Source organism: Enterobacter cloacae complex sp. 2022EL-00788 (genome assembly GCF_026627565.1).
GTDB classification, from domain to species: Bacteria; Pseudomonadota; Gammaproteobacteria; order Enterobacterales; family Enterobacteriaceae; genus Enterobacter; species Enterobacter pasteurii.
On sequence record NZ_JAPNMC010000001.1, the window covers coordinates 260,132 to 274,678 of the forward strand.

Annotated in this window: 15 protein-coding genes; 7 read left to right on the forward strand and 8 right to left on the reverse strand. The window is 59.1% G+C overall.

Features of this window, described 5'->3' with window-relative positions:
- Positions 1-164 precede the first annotated feature (164 nt).
- Positions 165-824, forward strand: a complete 660-nt coding sequence (locus OWK27_RS01180) for an O-methyltransferase (RefSeq protein WP_148419467.1) — start codon at positions 165-167, stop codon at positions 822-824.
- A 95-nt stretch (positions 825-919) separates the two neighbouring features.
- On the opposite strand, the gene hrpA is transcribed toward OWK27_RS01180, so the two are convergent.
- Positions 920-4,822 carry an ATP-dependent RNA helicase HrpA gene (gene hrpA, locus OWK27_RS01185; RefSeq protein WP_267589617.1) on the reverse strand — a complete coding sequence of 1,301 codons (3,903 nt, stop codon included), beginning with the start codon at positions 4,820-4,822 and terminating at the stop codon, positions 920-922.
- A 204-nt stretch (positions 4,823-5,026) separates the two neighbouring features.
- Between hrpA and azoR the strand changes: the two genes are divergently transcribed.
- Entirely contained in the window at positions 5,027-5,632 is a 606-nt protein-coding gene (gene azoR, locus OWK27_RS01190) for an FMN-dependent NADH-azoreductase (RefSeq protein WP_148419465.1), read from the forward strand.
- 89 nt (positions 5,633-5,721) lie between these two features.
- Positions 5,722-6,408 (forward strand): RluA family pseudouridine synthase, encoded by a 687-nt coding sequence (locus OWK27_RS01195; RefSeq protein ID WP_267589618.1) that lies wholly within the window; start codon positions 5,722-5,724, stop codon positions 6,406-6,408.
- Positions 6,409-6,415: 7 nt separating this feature from the next.
- On the opposite strand, the gene OWK27_RS01200 is transcribed toward OWK27_RS01195, so the two are convergent.
- Positions 6,416-6,955: a DUF2058 domain-containing protein gene (locus OWK27_RS01200; protein WP_148419463.1), complete on the reverse strand. Its 540-nt coding sequence runs from the start codon at positions 6,953-6,955 to the stop codon at positions 6,416-6,418.
- 168 nt (positions 6,956-7,123) lie between these two features.
- Here OWK27_RS01200 and OWK27_RS01205 point away from each other — a divergent pair, with 168 nt between their 5' ends.
- Together OWK27_RS01205 and OWK27_RS01210 are read left to right on the forward strand one after the other, a co-directional pair.
- Positions 7,124-8,098 carry a DUF1852 domain-containing protein gene (locus tag OWK27_RS01205; RefSeq protein ID WP_252004058.1) on the forward strand — a complete coding sequence of 325 codons (975 nt, stop codon included), beginning with the start codon at positions 7,124-7,126 and terminating at the stop codon, positions 8,096-8,098.
- A 25-nt stretch (positions 8,099-8,123) separates the two neighbouring features.
- On the forward strand, positions 8,124-9,152 hold the full coding sequence (locus OWK27_RS01210) for a methionine synthase (protein WP_242172888.1): 1,029 nt from the start codon (positions 8,124-8,126) through the stop codon (positions 9,150-9,152).
- Here the strand turns inward: OWK27_RS01210 and OWK27_RS01215 are convergent.
- Positions 9,149-10,081, reverse strand: coding sequence for a LysR family transcriptional regulator (locus OWK27_RS01215; RefSeq protein WP_267589619.1), 933 nt, complete (start codon positions 10,079-10,081; stop codon positions 9,149-9,151). The genes OWK27_RS01210 and OWK27_RS01215 overlap by 4 nt on opposite strands.
- 98 nt (positions 10,082-10,179) lie before the next feature.
- On the opposite strand from OWK27_RS01215, the gene OWK27_RS01220 reads away from it, so the two are divergent.
- Both OWK27_RS01220 and OWK27_RS01225 read left to right on the forward strand, forming a co-directional pair.
- Positions 10,180-10,614 carry a DMT family transporter gene (locus OWK27_RS01220; protein ID WP_148419459.1) on the forward strand — a complete coding sequence of 145 codons (435 nt, stop codon included), beginning with the start codon at positions 10,180-10,182 and terminating at the stop codon, positions 10,612-10,614.
- Between the two features lie 4 nt (positions 10,615-10,618).
- The gene (locus OWK27_RS01225) at positions 10,619-11,077 is read left to right on the forward strand and encodes a DMT family transporter (protein ID WP_267589620.1); all 459 of its coding nucleotides are present in this window, start codon (positions 10,619-10,621) and stop codon (positions 11,075-11,077) included.
- A gap of 2 nt (positions 11,078-11,079) precedes the next feature.
- On the opposite strand, the gene OWK27_RS01230 is transcribed toward OWK27_RS01225, so the two are convergent.
- From OWK27_RS01230 to OWK27_RS01250, 5 genes are read right to left on the reverse strand one after another with little or no spacing between them, the layout of a single operon-like run.
- A complete protein-coding gene (locus OWK27_RS01230; protein ID WP_267589621.1) occupies positions 11,080-11,607 on the reverse strand; it encodes a DUF3833 domain-containing protein in 528 nt (175 codons plus the stop codon).
- Positions 11,604-12,128, reverse strand: a complete 525-nt coding sequence (locus tag OWK27_RS01235; RefSeq protein WP_267589622.1) for a hypothetical protein — start codon at positions 12,126-12,128, stop codon at positions 11,604-11,606. The genes OWK27_RS01230 and OWK27_RS01235 overlap by 4 nt, the downstream gene beginning before the upstream one ends.
- Positions 12,125-12,610 (reverse strand): DUF2878 domain-containing protein, encoded by a 486-nt coding sequence (locus OWK27_RS01240; protein WP_267589623.1) that lies wholly within the window; start codon positions 12,608-12,610, stop codon positions 12,125-12,127. The genes OWK27_RS01235 and OWK27_RS01240 overlap by 4 nt, the downstream gene beginning before the upstream one ends.
- Entirely contained in the window at positions 12,607-13,827 is a 1,221-nt protein-coding gene (locus tag OWK27_RS01245) for an SAM-dependent methyltransferase (RefSeq protein ID WP_267589624.1), read from the reverse strand. Before OWK27_RS01245 ends, OWK27_RS01240 begins: the two co-directional genes overlap by 4 nt.
- Complete coding sequence (locus tag OWK27_RS01250) at positions 13,824-14,546, reverse strand: DUF1365 domain-containing protein (RefSeq protein ID WP_267589625.1); 723 nt, start codon at positions 14,544-14,546, stop codon at positions 13,824-13,826. The genes OWK27_RS01245 and OWK27_RS01250 overlap by 4 nt, the downstream gene beginning before the upstream one ends.
- Position 14,547 lies beyond the last annotated feature (1 nt).

Consider the following 14,547-nt stretch of genomic DNA (forward strand, 5'->3'; position numbering starts at 1 on the left):
AATGACGCTTTCAGAATGACTGAGGACTTTCAGCGATTCAAAGCGGCAATTTACCGCCGGAAGCCAGGTTGACGGCGACTGCGCTGAGCCACCCTGGCACGTTCGCAGATCCTGTCGTTTCAAAGTTGAAAGAAACAGATGACGAAAAAACCAGGAGTCAATCTATGCAACAACCGTGGTCGGCAGTAGATAATTACATGATTTCGTCTCTTATCCCGGAAGACGACGTGCTCCACCAGGTTCTTGAAAATAACAAGCGCGCCGGGCTACCGGAGCACGATGTTGCCGCCAATCAGGGACAACTGCTGGCGCTGTTCGTACGCATGACTCAGGCGCGGCGTATTCTTGAGATTGGCACGCTGGGTGCGTACAGCTCTATCTGGATGGCGAGAGCCCTGCCGCCGGACGGAGAGCTGATTACGCTTGAGGCCGATTCCACGCATGCCGACGTGGCGCGCCGGAATATTCAGCTTGCCGGTCTCAGCGATCGCATCAGGCTTATCGAAGGACCTGCGCTGACCTCTCTGGAAAATTTCGGCGATGTCCCGCCGTTTGACCTGATCTTTATTGATGCCGACAAGCCGAACAACCCCGGCTATCTCGAATGGGCGCTGCACTACTCTCGTCCCGGCACGGTGATTATCGGCGATAACGTTGTGCGCGAGGGTGAAGTGGTTAACGGCCAAAGCGACGACGCCCGCGTGCAGGGAGTACGTCGCTTTATTGAGATGATGGGGGATAATCCGCGCTTAACCGCCACCGCGCTGCAAACGGTCGGGGTTAAAGGATGGGATGGGTTTACCCTGGCGATGGTGAACGGGTGAAAATTGTGCGGCCTGTTGCCCTCACCCCGGCCCTCTCCCACAGGGAGAGGGAGGTTAAAGTCCCCCTTCCCACAGGGAGAGGGTGAAACTCGGTTTTAAGCGGTGATCTGCTCCATTGCCTGCAAAATACGCTTATCTGAAATCGGATACGGCGTACCGAGCTGTTGAGCAAAGAAGCTCACGCGCAGCTCCTCGATCATCCAGCGGATTTCCTGCACGTCTTCGTCATCGCGGCGCGCCGGAGGCAGTTTATTGAGCCACTGCTGCCACGCCTGCTGCACGCTTTCCACCTTCAGCATCTGCGCGCGGTCGCGGTGCGGATCCACCGCCATTTTCTCCAGACGTTTTTCAATCGCCTGTAAATAACGCAGCGTATCGGCCAGACGCTTAAAGCCGTTGCCGGTGACAAAGCCGCGATAGACCAGCCCCGCCATCTGCGCCTTCACGTCCGACAGCCCCAGCGCCATGGTCATATCCACGCGCCCCTTAAGGCGCTTGTTGATGTTGAACACGGCGGTGAGGATCTGCTCAACCTGTTTGGCTATCTCCACCACGGTATCGTTCAGCTCCGCGCGCACCTTGTCATGCAGCCGAGCAAAACCCTCCTCCGTCCAGACCGGGCCGCCCGCCTCGTGGATAAGCTTATCCACGCCGCAGGAAATACAGTCGTCGATCAGATCCAGCACCTTGCCGTACGGGTTAAAGTACAGCCCCAGCTTGGCTTTGTTCGGCAGCTTCTCGTGCAGATACTTAATCGGCGACGGGATGTTGAGCAGCAGCAGGCGACGCAGCCCGCGCCACATCATCTGCTGCTGCTCCTGCGGATTGTCAAAAAGCTTAATCGCCACGCTGTCGCGCTCGTCCACCAGCGCAGGCCAGGCCTTCACCCTGTAGTTGCCGCGCTTCTGCTCATAGCTTTCCGGCAATTGGCCGAAGCTCCAGATGTGCAGCCCGCTCTGCTCGATGCCGTCGTCCGCCACGGCGGATAGCGTTTCCTGAACCTTGCCTTTTAACGCCTCCTTCAGCTCCGTCAGAGAACGGCCTTCCAGCAGCTTTTTGTTTTTATCGTCCACCACGCGGAAGCTGATTTTCAGGTGATCGGGCACCTGATCCCAGTTCCAGTCGTCGCGGTCAATGGTGGTGCCGGTCATGCGTCGGAACTCGCGCTCGAGCGCGTCCAGCAGCGGCAGCTCCAGCGGCGTGACGCGGCCTAAAAACGCTTCAGCGTAGTTCGGAGCGGGCACAAAGTTGCGCCGCACCGGCTTGGGCAGGGATTTAATCAGGGCAATCACCAGCTCGCGGCGCAGGCCGGGGATCTGCCACTCAAACCCGCTCTCTTCCACCTGGTTAAGCAGCGGCAGCGGAATATGCACCGTGACGCCGTCCGCGTCCGCGCCCGGCTCAAACTGATAGGTCAGGCGCAGCTTGAGGTTGCCCTGATGCCAGAAGTTCGGGTAGTCGAGCTTGCTGACCGACTCCGCGCCCTCTTTAATCAGCATGCTCTTTTCAAAGTTGAGCAGGTCCGGCGTCTCTTTACTGGCCTTTTTCCACCAGCTGTCAAAATGGCGCGCCGAAATCACGTCGTGGCTGATGCGCTGGTCGTAGAACTCAAACAGCGTTTCGTCGTCCACCAGAATGTCGCGGCGGCGGGACTTGTGCTCCAGCTCTTCCACCTCGGCGCGCAGCTTCAGGTTTTCACGGAAGAACGCGTGACGCGTCTGCCAGTCCCCCTCCACCAGCGCGTGGCGGATAAACAGCTCGCGGCTCAGCGCCGGGTCAATCTGGCTGTAGTTCACCTTACGCGCGGCGACAACAGGCAGACCATAGACGGTCACTTTTTCCGTCGCCATGACCGCGCCCTGCCCGCGCTCCCAGTGCGGTTCGCTGTACGAACGCTTCAGCAGGTGCTGCGCCACCGGCTCAACCCACTCCGGATCGATACGCGCGGCAATGCGTCCCCACAGGCGGCTGGTTTCCACCAGCTCCGCGACTATGGTCCATTTCGGCGGCTTTTTGAACAGGCCGGAACCGGGGAAGATGGAGAAGCGCGCGTTGCGTGCGCCGGTATATTCCTGCTTATCCGCGTCCTTCATCCCGATATGGGACAGCAGGCCGGTCAGCAGCGCGATATGAATTTCGCGGTATTCTGCCGGCTCACTGTTAACCGGAATCCCCAGCTCCTTCACCACCTGGCGCAGCTGGGTGTAGATATCCTGCCACTCGCGCACGCGCAGGTAGTTAAGGAAATCCATCCGGCACTGGCGGCGGAACTGGTTAGACGAGAGCGCCTTCTGCTGCTCGCCGATGTAGTTCCACAGGTTGACGAAGGCGAGGAAATCAGACTCTTTATCGTGGAAGCGCCGGTGCTTTTCATCCGACGCCTGCTGCTTGTCCATAGGACGCTCGCGCGGATCCTGAATGGAGAGCGCCGACGTAACGATCATCGCCTCGCGCACGCAGCCGTGCTTCTGCGCTTCCAGCACCATGCGCGCCAGGCGCGGATCCACCGGCAGCTGGCTGAGCTGGCGGCCAAGCGGCGTCAGCTTATACACGCTCGCCTGTTCATTGGTGGTAATTGCGCCCAGCTCTTCCAGCAGGCGCACCCCGTCCTGAATGTTGCGCTTGTCCGGCGCTTCCACAAACGGGAAGGCGGCGATGTCGCCGAGGCCCAGGGCGGTCATCTGCAGGATGACGGACGCCAGGTTGGTGCGCAGGATCTCAGGGTCGGTAAATTCCGGGCGCGAGAGAAAATCGTCTTCCGAGTAGAGACGAATGCAGATCCCCTCGGACACGCGGCCGCAGCGGCCCTTACGCTGGTTGGCCGACGCCTGGGAAACCGGCTCGATCGGCAGACGCTGGACCTTGGTACGGTAGCTATAGCGGCTGATGCGCGCCGTGCCCGGATCGATAACATATTTAATGCCCGGTACGGTCAGCGAGGTTTCCGCCACGTTGGTCGCCAGCACGATGCGGCGTCCGCCGTGGGGCTGGAACACGCGGTTCTGCTCGCTGTTCGACAGGCGCGCGTAGAGCGGCAGGATCTCCGTATGGCGCAGGTCGCGCTTGCTGAGCGCGTCGGCGGTATCGCGTATCTCGCGCTCGCCGCTCATGAAGATCAGAATGTCGCCCGCGCTTTCGTTCCCAAGCTCGTCTACGGCGTCAAAAATAGCCTGCAGCTGGTCGCGTTCGGTATCGTCCGCCGCCTCCACAATCGGGCGATAGCGCACTTCCACCGGATAGGTACGGCCCGACACTTCAATAATCGGCGCATTGTTGAAGTGTTTTGAGAAACGCTCCGGGTCAATGGTCGCGGAGGTGATGATGATTTTCAGATCCGGACGACGCGGCAGCAGCTCCTTCAGGTAGCCGAGCAGGAAGTCGATGTTCAGGCTGCGCTCGTGCGCCTCATCAATGATGATGGTGTCATACTGCATCAGCAGGCGATCCTGCTGGATTTCTGCCAGCAGGATACCGTCGGTCATCAGCTTGACCATGGTGTTATCGCTCACATGGTCGCTGAAGCGCACCTTATAACCGATACAGCCGCCCGGCTCCGATTGCAGCTCTTCAGCAATACGGTTGGCCACGGTACGCGCCGCCAGACGACGCGGCTGGGTGTGGCCAATCAGCCCCTTCACCCCGCGGCCCAGCTCCATGCAGATTTTCGGCAGCTGGGTCGTTTTCCCCGACCCGGTTTCGCCCGCGACAATCACCACCTGGTGGTCGCGCACGGCGTTGAGAATGTCCTGCTTTTTCTGGCTGACGGGCAGATTTTCCGGATAGGTAATCTCCGGGCGCGCGGCTTCACGCAGCACAACTTTCCCTGCCGCCTGTTCAATCTCTTTCGCCATCTCCTGGTAAATGGCCTGTTGTGCATCAGGATTTTTAACCTTCTTAACGCCGTGCAGGCGGCGCGCAAACCGCTGTTTATCGCGCAGCATCAGCGAATCAAGCTGCTGCATCAGCATCGGGAAGGTTAACTTTTGTTGTTCTGTCATAGCGTTAATGGGCAGTGCTCTGCCGGGTAAAATCTCTTTTTAATGATTGCTATAGCGTACCACATCAGCGCTTTTCGCGCCTTATTCAAAAAATTCGAACATAGGCTTCGATATATTGCGCTATCCCTGTGGCAGGATTGTGAATAAAGTGTCAACAAGCAACGGGGCAACCCCCTTCAGTCAAATACAAAACAGGAATCACCCATGAGCAAAGTATTAGTGTTGAAATCCAGTATTCTGGCAGGGTACTCACAGTCTGGTCAGCTGTCCGACTATTTCGTTGAACAATGGCGTGAACAGCACACCGGTGATGAAATCACCGTCCGCGACCTGGCGGCAAACCCGATTCCCGTGCTGGATGGCGAACTGGTTGGTGCGCTGCGTCCGAGCGATGCGCCGCTCTCCCCGCGTCAGCAGGAAGCCCTGGCCCTGTCTGACGAGCTGATTGCCGAGCTGAAGGCGCACGACGTTATCGTGTTCAACGCTCCAATGTACAACTTCAACATTCCTACCCAGCTGAAGAACTACTTCGACCTGGTGGCGCGCGCTGGCGTAACCTTCCGTTACACCGAGAACGGCCCGGAAGGCCTGGTGAAAGGTAAACGTGCCATCGTGCTGACCAGCCGCGGCGGTATTCATAAAGATACCCCAACTGACCTGGTCACGCCGTACATGACGCTGTTCCTGGGCTTCATCGGCATTACCGACGTGAACTTCGTGTTCGCGGAAGGTATCGCTTACGGCCCGGAAGTGGCAACCAAAGCGCAGACCGACGCGAAAGCCGCTATCGACAGCCTGGTCGCAGCGTAAGATCCTCCCCTCTCACCGCCCGGTGGGAGGGTTTTTCTTTCCCTGAAAGTTCGTTATCATCCGCTCCCCCTTTCCAGCCGGACAGCCTGATGTCTGTCATTATCGATACTTTTATTGCTCCGCCGTGTCACGACGAGGTTGAGATCCTCTGGCAGGACGACCATCTTTTACTGATTAACAAACCTTCCGGGCTGCTTAGCCTGTCGGGTAAAAATCCGCAGAACCGCGACTCCGTGCACTATCGTCTGGTACAGAACTTCCCCGGCTGCACGCTGGTGCACCGTCTCGATTTCGGCACGTCGGGCCTGATGGTGATTGCCCTGAATAAAGCGATTAACGCCGCCCTGTGCCACCAGTTCAGCCAGCGCGCCGTGACCAAGGTTTACAGCGCCCTGCTTTGCGGACACGTGGAGCAGGATGACGGGATCGTCGATGCGCCCATCGCCAGAGATCCGGCGCTGTTTCCGCTGATGTCGATCTGTGCCGTCAACGGCAAACCCGCCCGCTCGCGCTATCGGGTGATGGAACGTCTGTATCAGAATAGGGAGGTGCCGGTAACGCGGGTCGAACTGACGCCTGAAACCGGGCGAACCCACCAGCTGCGCCTTCACTGCCAGCAGCTGGGCCATCCGATTTTAGGCTGCGACCTGTACGGGGGAATGACGCTGCCGGGCTCCGGAGCGACGCCACGGCTGATGCTGCACGCCAGCGAGCTGAATTTTATTCATCCGGCGAGCGGCGAGACGATCCGCGCCCGTCACGCCGCGCCGTTCTGAGCGGGGTTTACCACATTAAATCGTCAGGGACTTTGAAATCCGCATACGGATCGTCTTCGTCCTGCTCTTCCTGACTCAGCGCGCTGTTTAACACGATGCTGTCGGCATCGCGCTGGGCAATTTTATCCGCCACCACGGCCGGAATAATCGCGTATTCGCAGTCGCCGTTGGCGTTAATCACCAGTCGGGCAATCGCCAGACGGCCGTTAATCAGCTGAGCCTGCGTCTGCTTATCAACGTCAATTTTTTTGATCAGGTTGCCGTCGGTAAAGTTAAAGGTGATGTTGCCTTTCGCCACGGTGATGCGGTTCATCTCAATCAGCTGCTTCACCTGCGCTTTAAACTCTTTCGCCAGCACGGCCTGCTTCTGCTGCTCGCTCAGCTGCCTGTCGCGCTCGAGCTGCGCTTTCTTGTTCTCTTCTACGGCCTCTCTCGCCTCGCGAGCCTGGACGCGGGATTTTTTCGCCGTGCGCTGAACTTTCGCCATCTTTTTGCTGCTGACTAAGCCCGCTTTCAGCATCTGCTCTTGCAGGGTGAGTTTTGTCATGATCGTTTAAACCGGTTGAAAATGTCGGAGGATTATACCTGAATTGAGCCGTTCATGAAGAACCCTCATGTTGCGGTGAAATTAAGTCACTTCCCCTGCGCCAGCGGCTCAGGCATAAATTATGCATTGATAACGTTCCGGCAACATGAACTTAGGATGCATAACCAAATGAGCCAGGCTTTCACATTTACCCTTAAGCGCAGTTGCTTCGATGAAAATTATAACCCGTCTGAAAATACGCGTACCACCACCAACTTTGCCAACCTGGCCCGCGGCGAGAAGCGTCAGGAAAACCTGCGCAATACGCTGGTGATGATCAACAATCGCTTCAACGCGCTGGCGCGCTGGGATAACCCAAAAGCCGACCGCTACGCCGTCGAGCTGGAGATTATTTCTGTCGATATGAATATCGGCGGCGATTTTACCTTCCCGGCCATCGAAATTCTGCAAACGACGATCGTGGATAAAAAAACCAGCGAGCGCATCGAAGGCATCGTGGGAAATAACTTCTCCTCCTACGTCCGCGACTATGACTTCAGCGTCCTGCTGCTGGAGCATAATAAAGATCGATCCCGGTTTAGCCTCCCCGACAATTTTGGCGAGCTGCACGGCAATATCTTTAAAAGCTTTATCCACTCTGCGGCGTATCGGACGAACTTTAAAAAAGCGCCGGTAATCTGCCTGAGCGTTTCCAGCAAAGACACCTACCGTCGTACCGGCAACCACCACCCGGTGCTGGGCTTTGAGTACCAGCCGGACGGCGAATCGCTGACGGAGCAGTATTTCGCCAGAATGGGCCTCAGCGTTCGCTACTTCATGCCTGAAAACAGCGTCGCGCCCTTTGCCTTCTTCTTCACCGGCGATTTGCTGCGCGATTACACCAACCTCGAGCTGATCGGCACCATCAGCACCATGGAGACGTTCCAGAAGATCTATCGCCCGGAAATTTATAATGCCAATTCCGCCGCGGGACAGTGTTACCAGCCTGATTTGAACCAGCAGGATCACTCGTTAACGAAAATCGTTTATGACCGCGAAGAGCGCAGCCGGCTGGCCATTGAGCAGGGAAAATATACCGAAGAGCGGTTTATCAAACCCTATAAAACCCTTCTTGAGCAGTGGTCTCATAACTTCACGCTTTAATATTACGGATAAAAGGTTACTTATTATGAAAACATTGCTCCCGACTTCAACGGCTGGCAGCCTGCCGAAACCTACCTGGCTCGCGCAGCCGGAAACGCTCTGGTCGCCGTGGAAACTGCAGGACGAGGAATTGCTGGCAGGCAAACAGGACGCGCTGCGCCTGTCCCTGGATGAACAGCTTCGCGCGGGAATCGATATCGTCAGCGACGGCGAGCAAACCCGCCAGCACTTCGTTACCACCTTTATTGAGCACCTGAGCGGCGTGGATTTTGAAAACCGCCAGACGGTGCGGATCCGCAACCGCTACGATGCGAGCGTGCCGACGGTGGTCGATGCGGTCGAGCGGCAGAAGCCGGTGTTCGTTGACGACGCGAAATACCTGCGCCAGCTCACGGACAGGCCGATCAAATGGGCGCTGCCCGGCCCGATGACCATGATAGACACCCTCTACGACGCCCACTACAAAAGCCGCGAAAAGCTGGCCTGGGAGTTCGCTAAAATTCTCAATCAGGAAGCCCGCGAGCTGGAAGCGGCCGGCGTCGACATTATTCAGTTCGATGAGCCTGCCTTTAACGTCTTTTTCGACGAGGTGAACGACTGGGGTATCGCCGCGCTGGAACGCGCCGTGGAAGGGCTGAAATGCGAAACCGCGGTGCATATCTGCTACGGGTACGGCATCAAGGCCAATACCGACTGGAAAAAGACGCTCGGCTCCGAGTGGCGCCAGTATGAAGAAGCGTTTCCTAAGTTGCAGACCTCGAAAATCGACATCATCTCGCTGGAGTGCCACAACTCCCGCGTGCCGATGGATCTGCTGGAGCTGATCCGCGGTAAAAAAGTGATGGTGGGGGCAATCGATGTGGCAACGACTACCGTCGAAACGCCGGAAGAGGTCGCCGATACGCTGCGCAAGGCGCTGCAGTTTGTCGATGCGGACAAGCTTTATCCGTCAACCAACTGCGGCATGGCTCCCCTTTCCCGCCAGGTCGCTAACGGTAAGCTCAACGCGCTGAGCGCCGGGGCAGAGATCGTCCGCCGCGAGCTTGCCCGCTAGGCCTGCCAGTAAAGCGGCGTGCCGAACCGTTCAATATAGTGATCGATAACCGCCCTGATGTTCAGGGGCGGGTGCCGCGCGTTCGGGTAAATCGCCGCAATCGTCAGTGGCTCCGCGTTAATGGAACACTCCATCTCCGGCAGCAGCGCCACCAGCTCGCCGCTTTTCAGCCTTTCGCTCACCATCCAGTCCGGAAAAAGCACAATCCCCATGCCGCCCAGTGCGGCAATAAGCAGCGTTTCCGCATTATTCGAGGCCATCAGCGGTGCGATGGGATAGTGAACCCACGCCTCGCCCGGCCTGCGGATCAGCCAGCGGTTTGGCCCGGACGAGCCGCGGTAGACCAGGCAGCGGTGGCGGCTGAGATCGTCCGGCCCTTCAGGCGCGCCGTGCTTTCGCAGGTAGTCCGGCGAGGCCGCGAGGTGATAGAACTGCTGCCCGAATATCCGCGCGTGAAACGAGGAGTCCGTGAGCGCGCCGATGCGGAAGATAACGTCTGCGGCGTCGCGGTGAGGATCGATAAAATCGTCGGTGAGGGTCAGCTCGACGGACAGACGGGGATAACGCGCTGAAAGCGCGGGCAGCCCTGGCGCGATGTGCCTTTGCCCGAAAAAGACCGGTCCATTGATGCGCAGCGTGCCCGACGGCTCTCGCGCGCGTTCATCCAGCTCGCGTCGCGCGTCCTCCAGATTCCCCGCCATCGCCCGCGCATAGCGAACAAAAAGATGCCCGCTCTCGGTGGGGATAATCGCCCGCGTGTTGCGGTAGAAAAGCTGCTGCCCGAGGGCATCCTCAAGCTGGTGGATCACGCGCGAAACCTGCGACGCGGAGATCCCCTCCCGCCTCGCGACCACGGAAAAATTCTGCGCGTCATACACGTCGATAAAAATCAGCAGCGCGCGAATGCTGATATTTCCGGCATCAATCATTAATGCATATCCTGCACAGGTGTTTCCTGCATTATGGCATTTTTCTCAATGATTATCAGACGTACTCTTCTCCGCCTGAAAAAAGGAGAAGAGGCGTTATGCACGTTATTTTGATTTTACTGGTGATTGCCGGCGGTATGGGGCTGTCCGTGGAGGCCGGGCTGCTGGGGCCGCTGGGTGCCGAAGTCGGCGATCTGTGGGCCACATTCAGCATATTCAGCGTGGGGGCCGGGCTGACGTTTTTGCTGATGCTGTTTTTCAGCCCGCGAAACAGCCCGTCGTTTTTTGCGCAGCCGTCCTGGCATCTGCTCGGCGGGGTGCTCGGCCCGGTTTACGTCGTCATTCTGACCATTGCCACGCCGGCAATCGGCATTGCCATGACGATGATAGGCATTCTGGCCGGTCAGGTGTTTAAGAGCCTGATAATCGACCACTTTGGCCTGCTGGGCACGCCGCACCGCAGGATCGATACGAAACGCATTATCGCGCTGGCGTTTATTATCGCCGCGCTTATTCTCGTGGCGCAGGGGTAAGGTTATGATGGTAATTATGATTATTCTGGCCGTTATCGGCGGCGCGACGCTGAGCGTTCAGGCCGCCATCAACGGGCAATTAGGCAGCAGCGTGGGGGTTTTCAAAAGCGCGTTTCTGACGTTTTCCGTCGGGGCACTGGTGACCGCCCTGCTCATCTTCTTCTTTGAGCCGAAACAGGCGGTCGGCCTGATGGATGTGCCCAAATGGCAGCTTCTGGGCGCGCTGTGCGGCGTGCCCTATATCGTGATTATGGTCCTCGCCGTGCAGCGTATCGGCACCGCCGTCGCGACGGTGGCGGTGATTCTGGGCCAGCTGACCATGAGTATGCTGATCGATAACTTCGGCTGGCTCAACAATGCGGCCATTCCGTTTTCCATGAGCCGCCTGGGGGCCGTCGTCTGCCTGGGTATTGCGCTGTGCTTTATTTACTCCAGCAGCAAGCCGCGGCCCGAAGGCGATTAACCTTACTCCTTGCGGGTAAAGAACAGCGTCACCGTGGCGACGGTGACGCCAAATTTCTTCATCTCGGTTTTATTAAACAGATGCGTGCCGTCCTGCAGGTACATCCAGTCGTCAAAGTGCAGCAGCCAGGTTTTGCCGTCCGCCTTCACGTTCATGCTGTAGCGCCAGTTCAGGGCGTTGCCCGCCGTCTGGCCGGTAGCGACGCCCTCAATATCCCCAGCCGTACCCTCGTAGCGATCGCTGCCGACCCGGCGGATGTGCCATACGCGCTGCTGCTTTTCCCCGTCGTCGTAGACAAAATGCTCGTTCAGCGTCAGCGTATCGCCGATAACATCCCCGGCGATCTCGACGTGAAAACGGCGGATCTGCTTCCCGCTGCGGTCCTGAACCATCCCCCACGCCTCGGTTTTCCCCTGGAAGTAGGTAAAAATATCCAGCGTCGGCTGCTGCTGACGATACTCTTTCACCTCCGTGCTGCATCCGCCCACCAGCATCGTCAGGGCAAGCGCCATTAACAGAATACGTTTCATTTTGGACCTCCGATTAACCGCTGACGCAGTTCAGGATATTCGGTGCGGGGATCGAGCCAGATCGCCAGAAAACGCGAGCTGAACGCTGCCGACTGTCGCGGCCCCAGCGGCGTAAAACCCGTCTGCGACGTCGGGCTGCGATACCAGAACTGTCCCTGGCCGCCGCTCACCACAAACGCGAGCTGCGCGCCGGTAGTGACGTCCGGCCAGAGCGTGGACAGCATGCGCAGCCAGGCTTCACCCTGCGGCTCCCGCTGCAGGATGCCCTGCGCCTGCCACTGGTCGCGGGTCGCGTCGACCAGTTCGTCGCGATCGATATCCCGGGCATAGGTGATAATCAGCGCGTTATCGCTGTCTATCCCCGCGTAGCGCCCGTCGGGCGTCAGCAGCCGGGAGGTATACACGGTAAACGGCCCCCAGGTGAGCGTGGCGTCGCCCACCTTGCGCCAGCTCAGCCAGTCAGCCGCCTGCGCGTTACCGGCCATAACGGTTAGCGCGAGCGCGAGTAACAGATGTCTCATTGTTGCCTCCCCATCAGCAGGTGGAAAAACAGCATCAGTACCAGCCAGCCCGGGATCGTCCAGCTGACGACGATAAAGGTCGGCTCCAGGAACGTAATGGCCCCCAGCCGCTCGCCGATCAGGTAAGCCACCGGCCCGCCCACGGTCGCCAGCGCCGTCAGCAGCCAGCCCGGCAGCGTGGTCGTGCGGGTCAGCTGCGTCCAGACGCAGGCAAACATTAGCCACAGCGCCACCATCCATAGCGGCATTATCGACGCGCCGGTAAAGGCAATCAGCCCGGTCAGCGCCCAGACGGCGTCCAGCAGCGCCCCCGCCGCCGCCAGCCCGAGGGCATAAATCCGGTGCGAAGGGGGTAGCATCAGCCAGGCAATCGCCGCCAGCGCGATCCAGATAACCTGCCCCTGCTCGCGAAACAGCACCACCAGGGTCCAGTAGAGATCAAACGCGATGGCCAGCAGAAAGACCTGCCCGTAGCGTTTCATACGCGTTCCGCGGTCAGCTGCACCACGCTGATGGTGCGGGCATTAAACCCGGCCTCACAGTAGCCAAAGTAGTACAGCCACATCCGGCGGAAACGGTCATCAAATCCGAGCTTCTCTATCTCGTGCCAGGCGTGAACGAAGCGCTGACGCCAGTGGGCCAGCGTGCGGGCGTAGTCCGGCCCCATGTCGAAGAGATTACGCACCACAAAATCGGTATGGCGGGTCATCAGGTCATTCATGGCGGTAATGCTGGGCAAAAAGCCGCCGGGGAAGATGTAGCGCTGGATAAAATCGACGCTTTTGCTGTAGTCGCGATAGCGCTGATCCTGAATGGTGATGGCCTGAATCGCCATACGCCCGCCCGGACGCAGGCGCGCCTGGCAGGTGCGGAAAAACGTCGGCAGGTAGCGTTGCCCGACGGCTTCGATCATCTCAATCGACACCAGCTTGTCGTAGACGCCGGTCAGATCGCGGTAGTCGCAGAGCAGCACCTCAACGCGATCCTGCAGGCCGGCCCGGGCGATCCGCGCCGTGGCCCAGCGGTACTGCTCCTGAGACAGCGTGGTGGTGGTGACCCGACAGCCGTAATGGCGGGCGGCGTATTCCGCCATCGCCCCCCAGCCGGTACCAATCTCCAGCAGACGATCGTTCGGACCGAGCGCCAGCTGGTCGCACAGCCTCGCCATTTTCGCCTGCTGGGCCGCGGTCAGATCCTGATCCTCAGCGGTAAATAGCGCGCTGGAGTACAGGAGCTGTTCATCGAGGAAATGGGCGTAAAAGCTATTGCCGAGATCGTAATGGGCGGCAATATTGTCGCGCGCCTGAGCGCGGGAGTTGCGCCGCGTCCAGTGGCGCAGCCGCTCTACCGGCTTTCCGAACAGGCGGAACCCTTTTTCAAGCTGCCCGAGGATCTGGCCGTTGAGCGCAATCAGCTCCAGCAGGGGCGTGAGGTGAGCCGTCTCCCAGTCGCCGTCCATCCACGCTTCCGCCGCGGCGAGGCTGCCGCCCGTTAAGATGCGCCAGTACAGGCCCGGAGAGAGCACCTGAACATCAGCGTGGAGCGCGGCGGAGGTGTCGCCGAAGCGGAAGGTCTGCGCGCCCTCACGGAGGGTCAGCGAGCCCCCGCGCAGGCCGCTCAGCAGGCGAAAAAGCAACCAGCGCGCGACGCGAGCGTTGCGCGGGATATCGGGTTCAAGCGCAAAGACGGGATCGGTCATGATCGTTCACTCCTGCTGAGGGGATGGTTATGCAGCGGCACGCGCTTCAGCCACAGCCTTAGCGCCTGCCAGTAAATAGCGAAAACGGTTTTGAGGGTCATCAGCGGGATGCGCACCAGCATCGCGCGCAGCGCCGGGCGCGTGAGCGGCTCGCGGCGAAGCGTCAGCGTGGCGTCAAACACCTTCGCCTCCTGATGATTTTCAATATGCATGCGCAGCGCGTGGTCCGGGCTGTTAAAGCGCCAGTGGTAGACCATCTCCATTGGGTTAAAGGGCGAGACGTGAAACGCTTTCGCCGTCGGCCGGGCGTCCTGCCCCTCCACCGCGTAGTAATGCCGTTCATTCCACGGCGTGTTACGCACTTCGGCGAGCACCCAGCGCAGGGTGCCTTCGCCGTCATAGCAGTAGTAGAAATTGACCGGGTTAAAATGAAGGCCGAAATAGCGCAGCTGCGTCAGGAGCATGACCCGCCCCGCCGGGCGCTCGCCGGTCAGGTTTTCCAGACGCTCGAGGACGCGCTCTTTCAGCGGCATGCCCAGCGGGTAATCCGCATCACAGAACGCCGCCGGGGCAAAGCGGTTTCGCCGCACGCCGACGGAGGGCAGCATCTCAAGCTCATCGAGATCGAGCCAGGCCATAAACACGCTGTAGGTAAAATGGTGCGCTTTCGGCGTAAGGCGGCGATGGCGCAGGGCGCCGTGGTACAGGCAACTATTCATC